9 protein-coding genes are annotated in these 13,267 nt (G+C 69.7%); 1 reads left to right on the top strand and 8 read right to left on the bottom strand.

Annotated elements, in window-relative coordinates; genetic code table 11:
* Window positions 1–17: 17 nt before the first annotated feature.
* A complete protein-coding gene (locus ACSHWB_RS32050; protein WP_439657009.1) occupies window positions 18–1,994 on the bottom strand; it encodes an RICIN domain-containing protein in 1,977 nt (658 codons plus the stop codon).
* A 143-nt stretch (window positions 1,995–2,137) separates the two neighbouring features.
* On the bottom strand, window positions 2,138–2,905 hold the full coding sequence (locus ACSHWB_RS32045; RefSeq protein ID WP_439657008.1) for a hypothetical protein: 768 nt from the start codon (window positions 2,903–2,905) through the stop codon (window positions 2,138–2,140).
* Between the two features lie 155 nt (window positions 2,906–3,060).
* On the opposite strand from ACSHWB_RS32045, the gene ACSHWB_RS32040 reads away from it, so the two are divergent.
* Window positions 3,061–3,888 carry an alpha/beta fold hydrolase gene (locus tag ACSHWB_RS32040; RefSeq protein WP_439657007.1) on the top strand — a complete coding sequence of 276 codons (828 nt, stop codon included), beginning with the start codon at window positions 3,061–3,063 and terminating at the stop codon, window positions 3,886–3,888.
* Here ACSHWB_RS32040 and araA read toward each other — a convergent pair.
* From araA to ACSHWB_RS32010, 6 genes are all read right to left on the bottom strand, one after another.
* Window positions 3,858–5,360, bottom strand: coding sequence for an L-arabinose isomerase (gene araA / locus ACSHWB_RS32035; RefSeq protein WP_439657006.1), 1,503 nt, complete (start codon window positions 5,358–5,360; stop codon window positions 3,858–3,860). The two genes, ACSHWB_RS32040 and araA, sit on opposite strands and share 31 nt — an antisense overlap.
* A 17-nt stretch (window positions 5,361–5,377) precedes the next feature.
* Window positions 5,378–6,031 carry an L-ribulose-5-phosphate 4-epimerase gene (locus ACSHWB_RS32030; protein WP_439657005.1) on the bottom strand — a complete coding sequence of 218 codons (654 nt, stop codon included), beginning with the start codon at window positions 6,029–6,031 and terminating at the stop codon, window positions 5,378–5,380.
* Window positions 6,031–7,704 (bottom strand): ribulokinase, encoded by a 1,674-nt coding sequence (araB, locus tag ACSHWB_RS32025; RefSeq protein ID WP_439664708.1) that lies wholly within the window; start codon window positions 7,702–7,704, stop codon window positions 6,031–6,033. The genes ACSHWB_RS32030 and araB overlap by 1 nt, the downstream gene beginning before the upstream one ends.
* Window positions 7,705–8,234: 530 nt before the next feature.
* Entirely contained in the window at window positions 8,235–9,221 is a 987-nt protein-coding gene (locus ACSHWB_RS32020) for a LacI family DNA-binding transcriptional regulator (protein ID WP_439664707.1), read from the bottom strand.
* Between the two features lie 108 nt (window positions 9,222–9,329).
* Complete coding sequence (locus ACSHWB_RS32015; protein ID WP_439657004.1) at window positions 9,330–10,766, bottom strand: family 43 glycosylhydrolase; 1,437 nt, start codon at window positions 10,764–10,766, stop codon at window positions 9,330–9,332.
* Entirely contained in the window at window positions 10,763–13,234 is a 2,472-nt protein-coding gene (locus tag ACSHWB_RS32010; RefSeq protein WP_439657003.1) for an alpha-L-arabinofuranosidase C-terminal domain-containing protein, read from the bottom strand. The genes ACSHWB_RS32015 and ACSHWB_RS32010 overlap by 4 nt, the downstream gene beginning before the upstream one ends.
* Window positions 13,235–13,267: the final 33 nt, after the last annotated feature.

Below are 13,267 nucleotides of genomic sequence, written 5' to 3'. Positions count from 1 at the left end.
CGACCGTTCGGACTGGACTACCTGCGCGGAACGGCGGTCATCGACCAACGCTGATTGGCACCGGAAGTCGCTTGGTACAAACCAATTCTGGCACCGTCCTCACGCGACTCGCCGATCACGTCGAGCAGACTTCCGCTCTCCTGGTTGACGAAGGTCCACGTACCGTCCCCGGTGGACGAGAGCACCCACCTCGCGGCAGGGCCGTCGGAGGAGCTCAGCACGACGTTCCCGCCGGCCGCCGCGATCCGTTGGCCGGTCGCGGTGTTCACGACGGAGAACTGGGCGCGGTTGTCGTAGCCGCCGGATCGGCGTTCCACCCGCCACACCTGGTCGGCCGCCGCCGGGTCGGTGGTGCGCTGGACGAGCGTGGTGCCCGACGGCGCAAGGGACTTGCCGCTCTGCGCCCCGGTGAGCCGGTACTCCCCGCCGAGCGCCGCGGCGCGGTTCACGCCGCTGACACCGCTGACCTCGAACGTGGTGACCGACTTCGCCGGCACGGAGAGCATCGCCTTGCGGTCCTTCACGCGCACGGCGGCGCCCTTGACCAACGCGCCGTGCTGGTCCGTCACCACCGGACGGACGGAGGCGTTCGGCCGCACCGACGCGAACGCCGACAGGTCCAGCGTCACGGACTGCGCTTGTTCGGTCTTGTTCAGGTGCACCAAGGACTTCAGCTCGGTGTTGCGCACCGCGGCCACGTCGGTCGTGGTGTTGACCTTCACCAGCCGGTCGCCGGGCTTCACGAAGTGGGTGAAGTTGCGCAGTGCGTGGAACTTCGTGTTGACGCGCGCGGGGCACGTCGCGAGCGTGTCCTGCGGCCCGCAGTCGAACGGGATCTGGATCACGCCCCAGTTCATGCCGTCCGGGGACTCGGCGCCGGGCGTCATGTTGTTGTAGTCCTCGACCGCCTGCCACAGCAGCCACGCGCGCGGTTCCAGTTCGCGCAGGTCGTCGATCACGCGCTCCGCGATGCCGAGGCCCGGCTCCATGCTGGTGAAGCTCTGCCCTTGGCCCCAGTGCCCGTCGACCTCGCTCATCCACAACGGCTTGTCCGCGCCCTTGGCGATGTCGCGGGCCGACGTGCGGCGTGCCGTGCCGTACGTGTGCACGTTCAACTGGCCGACCTGCTCGCGCACCGCGGCGGGATAACCCGCCCAGTCGTCGGCGAAGATGCCGGGGTTGGTCTCGTCCGGTGCGGACACCGCGGCCTTCACCTTGTTGGCGCGCAAGGCCTGCGCCATCGCAGGCACCGCCTTCGCCTGCAGTGCGGGACCGATGTGAGCCCCCTCCTGCCGTCCGCCCGTCGGGTTGCCGTCCTGGCCGAGCGTCGTGCGCCAGTACGGCGTGTTGGGCTCGTTGAACGGGTCGACGGTGGCGAACTTGATGCCGTGTGCGCGTTCCAGTTCGGCGGTGGCCTGGGCGAGGTAGGCGGCGAAGTCGCCGATCCGGTCCTCGCGCAGCTGGTCCGCGTTCGGGTCGAAGCCCCCGGAGACGTACCCGCTGACGGTCTGGAACCACGGCGGCGAGTTGCTGAACGACTCCCAGCGGGTCACGTCCTGCTTGATCCGGTCGACCCACCACCGCTGACGGGGATCCGCGGCGGCGTCGAAGAAGCGCGGGTCGCCCGGCTTCCACCAGTCGGTGTCCGTGCGGGTGGTGCCGGCCGGTGCCTTCCACCAGCCGGGGACCGCAGCGCCCGCCCTCAGGTACTGCGGCACGTCCGGCGCGTTGCCGCCGCCGATGTTGTACCGCGCGATGTTGAGGTTGAGCCCGTCCTCGCCGAACAGCAGCTCCGCCAGCTGGTTGCGGATCTCGTCCGGATAGCCACCGGTGGCGTTGGCGAACCAGATCAGGCTCGTGCCCCAGCCCTGGAACGGCTCCTGCTGATAGGTCGGATCCGGTCTCACCGTGACGGCGTCGACGGCGGCGACAGCAGGGGCCGCGGTGGAGAGCGTGAGCGCCGAAGCGGCAAGCAGAGCGAGCAGTCTGGTCATCGGTTCTCCGTTGAACGCGCGATGTTCACGCTAACAACTATCGGTAACCTACTGACGCGTCAAGGTCCTGCCGGACGGAGGCGCGTCCGTCCGGCAGGACCCCTGGGAACGCTAGTCCCCGCTCGCTCGAACCCCGAGGAGAGTCACTTGAGCGAGCAGGTGACGAAGCGTTCCAGTCCCTGAGGCCGCTCCCCCACGCGGCCGATGGCGATCGCGATGCGGTCCAGCGCCGAGGCGCGTTTGCCGGCCAGCGGACCCAGGATCGCGTTCTGCACGAAGTTCGGGCCGCCCTGACCGGCCGACGTGCGCAGCCGCTCGTTCGCCTCCGCCAGCTGCTTGCCGAGGTTGGCGAGCTCGCGGTCGACCTCGGCGCGCGCGGCCGCGGGAACGTTCTGCACCACCGGAAGCGGGCACTCGATGACCTTCCCGGCCGCCGAACCCGTACCGGCGTTCGCACTCGTCGAGGCCGGACGTGAGGTCGTCGGCGGCGCGGACACGACCGGCGCCTGACCCAGTGCACAGGTCGCGAACCTCTCCAGTCCCTCCGGCTTCGCGGCGACCCTGCCGATGGCGGTCTCGATGCGGTTCAGCGCCGCGACCCGCTTGCTCGCCAGCGGTCCCAGGATCGCGTTCTGCACGAAGTTCGGGCCGCCCTCACCGGCCGACGTGCGCAGCCGCTCGTTCGCCTCGGCGATCTGCTTGTCGAGGTTGGCCAGCTCGCGCTGGACCTCGGCCTGCGCCGCGGCCGGCACCGCCGGGACGACCGGCTGCGGACAGGCGATCGAGTTGCTCCCGGTCTCCCCACCGGCCAGGGCGACGGCCGCGGTCACCGCCGTCAGCGTGGCCGCGACGGCGACCCCGGCGATCAGCACCCGCTTGCCTCGTTGCGGTCGTGCATGCGCTCTCGACATATTCGAACCTCACGGCTAGGGGACGTTTTGTGCCGGCACACCGGAATACGGACCGGGAAAGTAAAGGGTTCAACCACTTGTGAGCGTTCACAGCTGCTGGCATGATCGCGATTCATTCCGCAGTCCCTGTACCTGCGAAGAACCGGGGAACAGCCATGCCATCGGCAGACAGAGTCGTCCACGAGCAGGTCCCGTTGCGCGTGCACGGGGTGAACCTCAAGGTCGCGTCGGTGCGCCGGGGAGGGGTCGACGCCCCGGTCGTCTTCCTGCACGGGTTCGGCACGAGCAAGGAGGACTACCTCGACGTCCTCCAGCGGCACGACTTCGCCGGACGCCCGTTCCTCGCCTACGACGCACCCGGTGCGGGCGCCACGGAGTGCGCCGGCCTGGGAGAGGTCGACCTGCCGTTCCTGGCGGAGACCGCGCGGGCGGTGCTCGATCGCGCGGGCATCGGCCGGTTCCACGTGGTCGGGCACCTGACGGGCGCGCTCACGGCGCTTCTCCTGGCGCACAAGGAGCCTGGCCGGGTGCTGAGCTTCGTGAACATCAAGGGCGTGCTCGCACCCGAGGACTGCGTGCTGAGCCGGGAGGCGCTGAACCACCGTGATCCCGCCGGCTTCCTGTTCACGCTCGCCGAGCGGAGCCGCGAGACACCCTGCTACGGCGGTGGCCTGTACGCGGCGAACCTCCCGAACAAGGTCCAGCGCGGCGCCGTGCCCACCCTCTTCCGGTCGATGGTCGAGCTCGCCGACCACGGGAACCTGCTGCAGAAGTTCCTGTCACTGCCCTGCCCGCGGATGTACCTCTACGGCGAGCAGTGCGCGAGCCTGTCCTACCTGCCGATGCTCGACGCGAACGGGGTGGAGCTGGCGGAGATCCCGCACAGCGGGCAGCTCCCCATGTACTCCAACCCCGTCGCGATGTGGCGGCAGATCGCCGAGTTCCACGCGCGTCAGCTGATTCCCAGCGCCAGGCGGTGGTAGGCGGAGTTCCAGCGCAGCCGGTCGGTGAACGACGCGGGGGTCGTCTCGGAGTCGATCAGCACGAGCTCCGTGGCGGCCATCTGCGCGAAGTCCCGCAGCACCTCGGCTCCGACCGCCTGGGTCATCACCGTGTGGTGCGGGCCGCCCGCGGTGAGCCAGCACTCCGCCGACGTCGAGAGCGACGGCGCCGGCTTCCAGACGGCCCGCGCGACCGGCAGCTTCGGCAGCGGCTCGTCCGGCTCGACCACCGTGACCTCGTTGGCCACCAGGCGGAACCGGTCGCCCATGTCGGCCAGACCGACCACCACGGCGGGTCCGGGCGCGGCGTCGAACACCAGGCGCACCGGGTCCTCGCGGTCGCCGATGCCCAGCGGGTGGATCTCGCAGGACGGCTGGGAAGCGGCGATCGTCGGACAGACCTCCAGCATGTGCGCGCCGAGGATCTTCGGCTCACCCGGTCCGAAGTGGTAGGTGTAGTCCTCCATGAACGACGTGCCGCGACCGGTGCCCCTGCCCATGGCCTTCACCGCGGCGAGCAGCGCGGAGGTCTTCCAGTCGCCCTCGCCGCCGAAGCCGTAACCGTCGGCCATCAGTCGTTGCACGGCAAGGCCCGGTAGCTGCCGCAGCCCGCCGAGGTCCTGGAAGTTCGTGGTGAACGCGCCGAACCCGCCGTCGTCCAAAAAGGACCGCAGCCCGATCTCGATGCGGGCCGCGTACCTCAGCGAGTCGTGCTGCTCTCCCCCGCGCGCCAGTTCCGGTGCGAGCCGGTAGGTCTCGGCGTAGTCGGCGACGAGCAGGTCGATGCCGGCGTCGGGCACCGCGTCGACCACGGTGACGAGGTCGTTGACGCCGTAGGTGTTGACCGAGACGCCGAACCGCAGCTCCGCCTCGACCTTGTCGCCCTCGGTCACGGCGACGTCGCGCATGTTGTCGCCGAAGCGGGCCAGCCGCAGGCCGCGCAGGTGCGCGCGACCGGCCGCGGCGCGGGCCCAGCCGTCGATCCGTTCCGCCACCACGGGATCACTCGCGTGTCCTGCCACCGTCTTGCGCGCCACCCCGATCCTGGTCTGCACGTAGGCGAACTCGCGGTCGCCGTGCGCGGCCTGGTTGAGGTTCATGAAGTCCATGTCGATCGTGGACCACGGCAGCGCCTCGTTGAGCTGGGTGTGCAGGTGCAGCAGCGGTTTGCGCAGCAGGTCCAGCCCTGTGATCCACATCTTCGCCGGGGAGAACGTGTGCATCCACGCGATCACGCCGACGCACGTGGGGTCGTTGTTCGCCTCCTGCATGACCGCGCGGATGGCGCCGGAGTCGGTGAGCACCGGCTTCCACACGATCTCCGCGCTGATCCGGCCGGACTCGGCGAGCATCCGCTGGATCTGCTGGGACTGGGCCGCGACCTGGTCGAGCGTCTCGGGGCCGTAGAGGTGCTGGCTGCCGGTGAGGAACCAGATCTGGGGCTTGTCCGGCATGTGCTCTCCTTCTGGGCTCACTGGCCGTAGACGTTCTGGTAGCGCTCGTAGAGCCGGTCGACGTGCTGTTGCTCGATCACGTCCGGCTTGCCGAGCTGGAGTGCGAAGTGGACGGTGCGGGCGACGTCTTCCACCAGCACCGCGGCTTTCACGGCGGCACGGGCGGTCGCGCCGACGGTGAACGGGCCGTGGTTGCGCATCAGCACCGCGGGAGACCTGCTGGCGCTGAGGGTCTCCACGATCCCCTTGCCGATCGAGTCGTCGCCGATCAGCGCGAACGGCCCGACCGGGATGTCGCCGCCGAACTCGTCCGCGATCATGGTGAGCACGCACGGGATGGGCTCACCGCGCGCCGCCCACGCTGTCGCGTAAGGAGAATGCGTGTGCACGACTCCACCGACGTGGGGCATGTGCCGGTACACGTACGCGTGCGCCGCGGTGTCGGAGGACGGTGCCAGCTCGCCCTCGACGAGCTTGCCGTGCAGGTCCGTCACGACCATCGCGTGTGGACCCAGCTCGTCGTAGGACACGCCGGACGGTTTGATCACCATCAGCTCGTGGTCGGGCACCCGCGCAGACACGTTGCCCGCCGTCCAGCTCACCAGCTCGTAGCGGGTCAGCTCGCGGTGGAGCTCGGCGACCGTGCGGCGGAGTTCTGCCGTTGCGGACATCAGCTCTTCCCCTCCAGGGCGGCGCGGCGGTACTCGCGCAGCCGGTGCATGACATCGTTGGCACCGCGGCCGAAGTAGTCGTGCAGCTCGAGGTAGTCGTGAAAGAGCCGTTCGTACGCCTCGACGTTCTCCGGCACGGGTGTGAAGACGTTGTGGCGCACCGATCCCATCCCGGCCGCCGCTGCGCGGATGTCCTGGTACGCGCCCGCCGCCACCGCCGCGTGCATCGCGGAGCCGAGCGCGGGGGCCTGTGCCGAGCCGCTCACCGACAGCGGCAGGTTCACGACGTCGGCGTAGATCTGCATCAGCAGCGTGTTCTTGACCAGCCCACCGGCGATCACGAGCTCGGTCACCGGCACCCCGGCGTCGGTGAAGGTGTCGATGATGACGCGGGTGCCGAACGCCGTGGCTTCCAGGAGCGCGCGGTAGACGTCCTCCGCCTTCGTGGCGAGCGTCTGGCCGACGACAACACCGGACAGCTCGTGGTCGACCAGCACGGACCTGTTGCCGCTGTGCCAGTCGAGCGCGACGAGCCCGTGCTCTCCGACCGCTTGCTGTGCCGCCAGTTCGGACAGCAGCTCGTGGACCGTGATGCCGCGCTCGCTCGCCTGTTCGTGGTAGGCGGGCGGCACCTGGTTGCGCAGGAACCACGCGAAGATGTCACCGACGCCGCTCTGCCCGGCCTCGTACCCCCACAACCCCGGCACGATGCCGCCGTCGACGACGCCGCACATGCCCGGCACCTCGCGCAGCACGTCGCCGCTCATCACGTGACACGTCGAGGTGCCCATGATCGCGACCATCTGGCCGGGCTCGACGGCCTGCGCGGCGGGCGCCGTGACGTGGGCGTCGACGTTGCCGACCGACACCGCGATCCCCTGCGACAGCCCGGTCCACTCCGCGGCCTGCGCGGTCAGCCCACCGGCCCGATCACCGAGCGCGGACAACGGGTGGTCGAGCTTGTCCGCCACGAACGTGGCGAACCCGGGGTTGAGCTCGGCGAGGAAGTCGTCGCTCGGGTACAGGCCGTCCTGGTGGATGCCCTTGTATCCGGCGGTGCAGGCGTTGCGCGTGTACGTCCCGGTGAGCTGCCAGACGATCCAGTCGGCGGCCTCGACCCAGTGCGCCATCGCCGCGTAGACCTCGGGCGCCTCCTCCAGCACCTGGAGCCCCTTGGCGAACTCCCACTCCGAGGAGATCAGCCCGCCGTACCGCGCCAGCCAAGGCTCCTTGCGCTGACGGGCGAGCTCGTTGATCCGATCAGCCTGCGGCTGCGCGGCGTGATGACGCCACAGCTTGATGTACGCGTGCGGGTTCTCCGCGAACTCCGCCAGGTCGCACAACGGCGTGCCGTCCGCCGTGACCGGCACCATCGTGCAGGCGGTGAAGTCGGTCCCGATGCCGATCACCTGCGCCGCGGAGATCCCGGCCGCCTCGACCGCCTGCGGGACGGCGGTCCGCAGGACATCGAGGTAGTCGGCCGGGACCTGCAGCGCCCACTCCGGCGGCAAAGGCCGGCCGGTAGCGGGCAGCACCTGGTCCACCACTCCGTGGCGGTACTCGTGCACAGCGGTGCCGAGCTCGGCGCCGTCGCGGACGCGCACGACCACGGCGCGGCCGGACAGCGTGCCGAAGTCGACACCCACCACGCACGCGTCGCGGTCGATCGTCATGTCAGTCACGACCTGAGTGTTATCGCTAACAATCAGGGAGTCAAGATGTGCCCGATACATCGTGATTTCCCTGCGAGTGAGGGAAATGGGTGAGAGGTGAGCGCACGACAAACCGGTCCGCGCCGGGACCGTTACGGGCGCAGGCACCGCGCACGGAACCGCCTGGCTGCGAAGCAACACCCACCTGCCCCGACTGATGCGCGCGCCCCAACCGCCGTGCCCCGCAAGCGACACGCCCCAGACGGTCCCCAAACTCCGCAGCCACACACTCCCGCCCTCGCCGCTCGCAGCGCACGCGGGGCCCCTACGTACTGCAAGACAGTACGAAAGCTCCCCGCGTGAGCTCGACGACGGCGTGTCGAAGCTGCGACACGCCGGACGAGACAGAGAGGTCAACTGAGCGGCGTCGGCCGCGGAACGAGTACGCGGGGAGCTTTCGTACTGTCTTGCAGTACGGAAGGGCCCCGCGTGCGGCAGGCAGGCAGGCAGGCGGGCGGGAACGGGGCGGCGGGGCTAGCAGGGCGGCGGGGCTAGCGGGGCGGCGGGGCCACGCTGTTGCGCTTCACCAGCATCGGAGCCACCGTGCGCCGAGGCCGCGTCGTCTCCCCGTCGCTGATCTGTTCGAGCAGCAGCCCGAGCGTCTCGTGCGCCACCGCGGCGAAGTCCGGGCGCACGGTGGTGAGCGGCGGGATGAAGTAGGCGGCCTCGGGCACGTCGTCGAAGCCCACGACGCTCACGTCGTGCGGGACGTTCCTGCCGCGTTCGCTCATCGCCCGCAGCACGCCGAGGGCGAGGTGGTCGTTCGAGCAGAACACCGCCGTCACCTCGGGCATCCTGGCCAGCATCTGGCCCGCGCGGTAGCCGGAGGCCGCGCTCCAGTCCGCCGACACGACCGGCGGTACCTCGGCGCCGGTGACGTCCAGTGCCGCGCGCCAGCCCTGGACGCGGCCCGCCGCGTCGAACCAGTCCGCGGGGCCCGAGACGTGCCAGACCGTCTCGTGGCCTGAGTCCATCAGGTGCTTCGTGGCCTCGAACGCGCCGGACGCCTGGTCCACGGTGACCAGCGGCGTCGAGCGGTCCGGGTCGCCGTCCACGGTCACCAGAGGCACGCCGGCGGGTACGTCTGCCAGGGCGTCTGCCGCGGAGGAGTTCGGGGCGATCACCACGATGCCCGCCACTCGCTGGTCGCGGTGCCGTTCCACGGCGGCGGCGATGGAGTCGCGGTCCAGCACCTTCACCCTGCCGACGCTGACCGCGAAGCCGGCCTCGCCCGCCGCCTCCTCGAAGGCGGACAGCAGCGACGCAGGGCCGTACAGGGTCGAGTTCTGGGCCACGACGCCGATGAGCTGCGTTTTGCCGGTCACCAGCGCGCGGGCCGCGCGGTTGGGGCGGTAGTCGAGCTCCTTGATGGCCGCCTGCACGCGCAGCCTGGTCTGCTCGCGGACGTTCGGGTGGTTGTTGAGCACACGCGAGACCGTCTGGTGCGACACCCCGGCAAGTCGTGCCACATCGGTCATCGCGGGGTCACGCGACGTCTTCTCCACGAGCGGTCTCCGATCTTCGATCTGCGCCGGTGATGTTAGCGATAACACCAGGTCGGCTTCGATGCAGTGCTCATTGTCCACTTATTCGAGTCGGAATGTGGCACGTCTGCGCGCGTCGCGGTCGCTTCCTGGTCTGGACAACACCACGCGGCCGTTGTCGTGGGCCAGATACGTGTCCGCGCCTACACGCAGCGATATCGCGCCGCGGTCCGCAAGTCCCGGTACACGAACGAAACTCGCCGCGCGGCCGTACGCGTCGGTGTCCTCGAACGGGTCGATGCGGAACGCGTCGCCGTCCACCCGCACGTACCGGTCCGGGAAGTTCACCGACTGCAGCGCGACCGTGCCGGAACCCAGGAACCCCGGCACGAAACGGAACTGGCTGTCGGCGACCTCGCGCACGTTGCCGTCGACCCGCAGCCGGTACTCGTAGTGCCGCACGACCAGCGACGGCGCGTCCAAAGGCGACAGCCGCGAGATCGGGCCGCCGCGGCCGACCGGAACGCCGAACGAGGGGGTGCCGTCCGCGTTCCAGTGCAGCCGCTGCACGCGGGTGTGCCGGTTCGGGTCGAACAGCGGGTCGCCGGTGATGTCGCGGTAGTCGCGGGCGTGGTAGACGAGCACGTCGGTGGACCCCACCGTGGTGAACGAGTTGTGGCCCGGCCCGTACTGCGAGGTCGGCGCGTGGGTCGCGAACACCGGGTTCGGCGACTTCGTCCACGACCGCGCGTCCAGGAGGTTCGCGTTCTCATCGGCGGTCAGCAGGCCCATGCAGTAGCGGGCGTCGGTGGCGCTCGCGGAGTAAGTCACGAACACCCGGCCGTTGCGGACCAGCACCGCGGGCCCCTCGTTCACCTTGAAGCCCAGCACCTCCCACGACAGCGTCGGCGTCGCGATCCGCACGGGCGCGCTCTTCAACGCGAGCGGCGAGGCCATCTCGGCGATGTAGAGGTTCGAGTTGGTGGCGATGCCGGGTTCGCTCTGCGCCCACAGGAAATAGCGCTTGCCGCGGTGCGCGAACGTGGTCGCGTCCAATGTGAACGTGTCCCACGCCGTCACCATCTGCCCGCGCAGCACCCAGCCGCCCTCGCGCGGGTCCGCGTTCGCCGACTCCAGCACGTAGGTGCGGATGCGGAACGGCTCGTCCTTGTCCCCCGCGGCGAAGTAGACGTACCACTTCCCGTCGATGCGGTGCAGCTCCGGCGCCCAGATGTAGCCGCCCATCCGCCCCGAGGCAGGACGCCGCCAGATGGTGCGCTCGCGAGCGGAGGCCAGACCGTCCAGAGTGGACGCGCCGCGGATCACGACCCGGTCGTACTCGGGCACGGACCCGGTCAGGTAGTACATGCCGTCTGTGGGCGGCGTGATGAACGGGTCGGCGCGCTGCTCGACGAGCGGGTTGCGGGCCGGCACCTCCGCGGCGGGCTCGGCCGCAGCGGAAACGGGCGCGGCGGACGCGAGTGCACCGGTCGCGGCGAGCACACCGCCCGTGGCCAGCAGGGATCGTCGGTTGATCACGAGCGGCTCCTGATCCGGAGGAACGTGACGGAGTTCGGCGGGAACGTGTGTGTGAAGCTGCTCGCCACCCGGACCTGCTCGGCGCGGGGGCGGATCGGCTGGGTGAACTCGGTGTTCATGTCGTCGGGACGGCCCTGCAGCACGGTCGCCCGCGCCGTCGACGCCACGGGGACGCCGAGGTCGACGCGCGTGCGGGCGGCGTTGTCCTGGGCGTTGACCACCTTGACGATCAGCTCACCGGTGGCGAGGTCGCGGGTGACGACCTGGCGGAACGGCTCGGCGAGCTTGTCGTCGGTGAACTCGCCCCACTTCTGGCCGTCGAGGAACAACGCGACGTGCCGACCGCGAACCTCGACGCGCACGTCGTACGTGCGACCGGTGTCGATGCGCGTGCCGTTGCTCATCAACGTGCTCTTGGCGCCGCCGACGGCCTTCTCCACCGCGGACTGGGTGTTGTTCCAGCCGCCGAGGTTCCACCAGTAGTAGTTGCCGGTGTCCTGCACGCCGAACGCGACGAGGAAGCCCTCACGCCCGGACTGCTTGGTGGCCTTGACGTTCAGCGTGTAGTCACGCCACGACCTGTCGCCCGCCGTGACGAGCGTGTCCTCCGCGGCCGCGTCGGACTGGACGTAGGCGCCGTTCACCACGTTCCACGCACCACGCGCGGACTTCGTCCACTGCGCGTCGGTGCCCGAGAAGTCGTCGCTGAACAACGGCTGCCCAGCGGCGTTGGTGACGCTCACATCGTCGTAGGTGGCGGCGGTGGCCCACGTCGAGAGCCCGATGGCACCGGTGATCGGCGTCTGGGTCGACGGCGTGGCGGACGCGGTGCTCGGCACGACGTGGTCGCCCACGTTGGTCATGAAGAGCTTCTGCATCTCGTAGCTGGCCGAGCCCCAGGACGCGTGGTTGTTGAACCAGATCATGTCCGGGCGCCACTGGACGTAGTCCTCGTTGGCCAGCAACGGCGCGTACGAGGCGAGCTTCACGACATCGGCGTTGCGTTCGAGGCCGGTCATGAACGCCGCTTCGCTCAGCGCGTTGAAGTACCTGTTGTCCTGCGAGGCGTACTCGCCGAGGAACACCTTGGGGCCGTTGCGGTCGTAGGAGTCGTAGCGGTTGTTGTTCTCCAGGAACCAGCTGGGGCTGTTGTAGTAGTGCTCGTCGATCATCTTCACGCCGGCCTGCTTGTTGAGCTGCCACAGGCGGTCGAACGTGCCGCCGGCGTCGTCGGGGCCGGAGTTGCTGACGACGGTGATGTCCGGGTACCTGGCGTTGATGGCGTCGCGGAACTGCGTGAAGCGCGCCATGAACTCGTCGGGCAGGTTCTCCTCGTTGCCGACCGCGAGGTGGGTCAGCCGGAACGGCTCGGGGTGCCCCATCTCGGCGCGCTTGCGCCCCCACACCGAGTCGGCGGGACCGTTCGCGAACTCGATCAGGTCGAGCGTGTCCTGGACGTGCCTGGCCAGCAGCGCCGGGTCGTCCGTGGCGCGGTTCTGACCGCAGCCGGTGACGAGTGCGGGCACGACGGGCAACGGCATGGCGCCGACGTCCTCGGAGAACTGGAAGTACTCGAAGTAGCCGAGGCCGTAGGACTGGTTGTAGCCCCAGAAGTTCCAGTTGGTGGCGCGCTGCTCGACCGGGCCGATGGTGTCCTTCCACTGGTACGAGCGGCGGCGCTCGAAGTTCGGCGCATCGTAGCCGTAGTGGCTGCCGGTGTTGACCAGGCAGCCGCCGGGGAACCGGACGAAGCCCGGCTTGAGCGCGGCGATCTTCTCGGCCAGGTCGCGCCGCAGGCCGTGACCCTTGAAGGTGTCCTGCGGCAGCAACGAGATCATGTCGAGGCGCAGGGTCCCGGTGCCGCCGCCGGTGACCAGCAGCCGGCCGGTCGTCGAGGACTTCCGCGCACGAACCGTGCCGGTGTACCGGGTCCAGCCGTCACCGCGGACCTCGATCTTCACCGGGTCGCCCAGTGCGGCGCCGGCGGGGTCGGTGACGGTGGCGGTGAGCGGGGTGCCCGCCTGGTCCGTACGGGCCCAGACGGAGAAGTCGTAGCGCTGGCCGCTCTGGACCGCGATCCCGCTGTTGTAGCCGGAGTTGATGACACCGGCGGGCAGGCCCAGCTTCAGGTAGCGGCGGTTGCGCTCGTTCATCCGGCCGCTGTCGTCGGCGACGTCGACCATGCCGCTGTGCGGCGCCCAGGACGTCAGGCCGTGGTAGCTCGCGTTGTCGGCCGGGTCGTACTCGAACGAGCGGTTCTGCACCAGCTCGGCGTACAGGCCGCCGTCGGCCGCTCGGTTGATGTCCTCGAAGAAGACGCCGTACATCGAGTCGTCGATCGACGGGCCCTTCTTCGTGGCGTCGATCTTGAGCGTGTAGTCGGTCTCAGCGGCGGCCCCGGATCCGGGAACGGCGACCAGCAGACTGGCCGCGAGTGCGGCGCTCAGCAGGACGTGCTTGCGGGGCACGGGTTTCCTCCCCAAGCTCGGAAGTGAGCGTTA

This window comes from Lentzea sp. HUAS TT2 (genome assembly GCF_051853195.1).
Taxonomy (GTDB): Bacteria; Actinomycetota; Actinomycetes; order Mycobacteriales; family Pseudonocardiaceae; genus Lentzea.
The sequence above is the reverse complement of the archived record's forward strand: the minus strand, read 5'-3'. Positions and strand labels throughout refer to the sequence as shown.

What these genes read in the sequence shown, in the direction of transcription:
- ACSHWB_RS32050 (WP_439657009.1), bottom strand. Translation starts at nt 1,994, where the DNA reads ATGACCAGACTGCTCGCTCTGCTTGCCGCTTCGGCGCTCACGCTCTCC.
- ACSHWB_RS32045 (WP_439657008.1), bottom strand. Translation starts at nt 2,905, where the DNA reads ATGTCGAGAGCGCATGCACGACCGCAACGAGGCAAGCGGGTGCTGATC.
- ACSHWB_RS32040 (WP_439657007.1), top strand. Translation starts at nt 3,061, where the DNA reads ATGCCATCGGCAGACAGAGTCGTCCACGAGCAGGTCCCGTTGCGCGTG.
- araA (WP_439657006.1), bottom strand. Translation starts at nt 5,360, where the DNA reads ATGCCGGACAAGCCCCAGATCTGGTTCCTCACCGGCAGCCAGCACCTC.
- ACSHWB_RS32030 (WP_439657005.1), bottom strand. Translation starts at nt 6,031, where the DNA reads ATGTCCGCAACGGCAGAACTCCGCCGCACGGTCGCCGAGCTCCACCGC.
- araB (WP_439664708.1), bottom strand. Translation starts at nt 7,704, where the DNA reads ATGACGATCGACCGCGACGCGTGCGTGGTGGGTGTCGACTTCGGCACG.
- ACSHWB_RS32020 (WP_439664707.1), bottom strand. Translation starts at nt 9,221, where the DNA reads ATGACCGATGTGGCACGACTTGCCGGGGTGTCGCACCAGACGGTCTCG.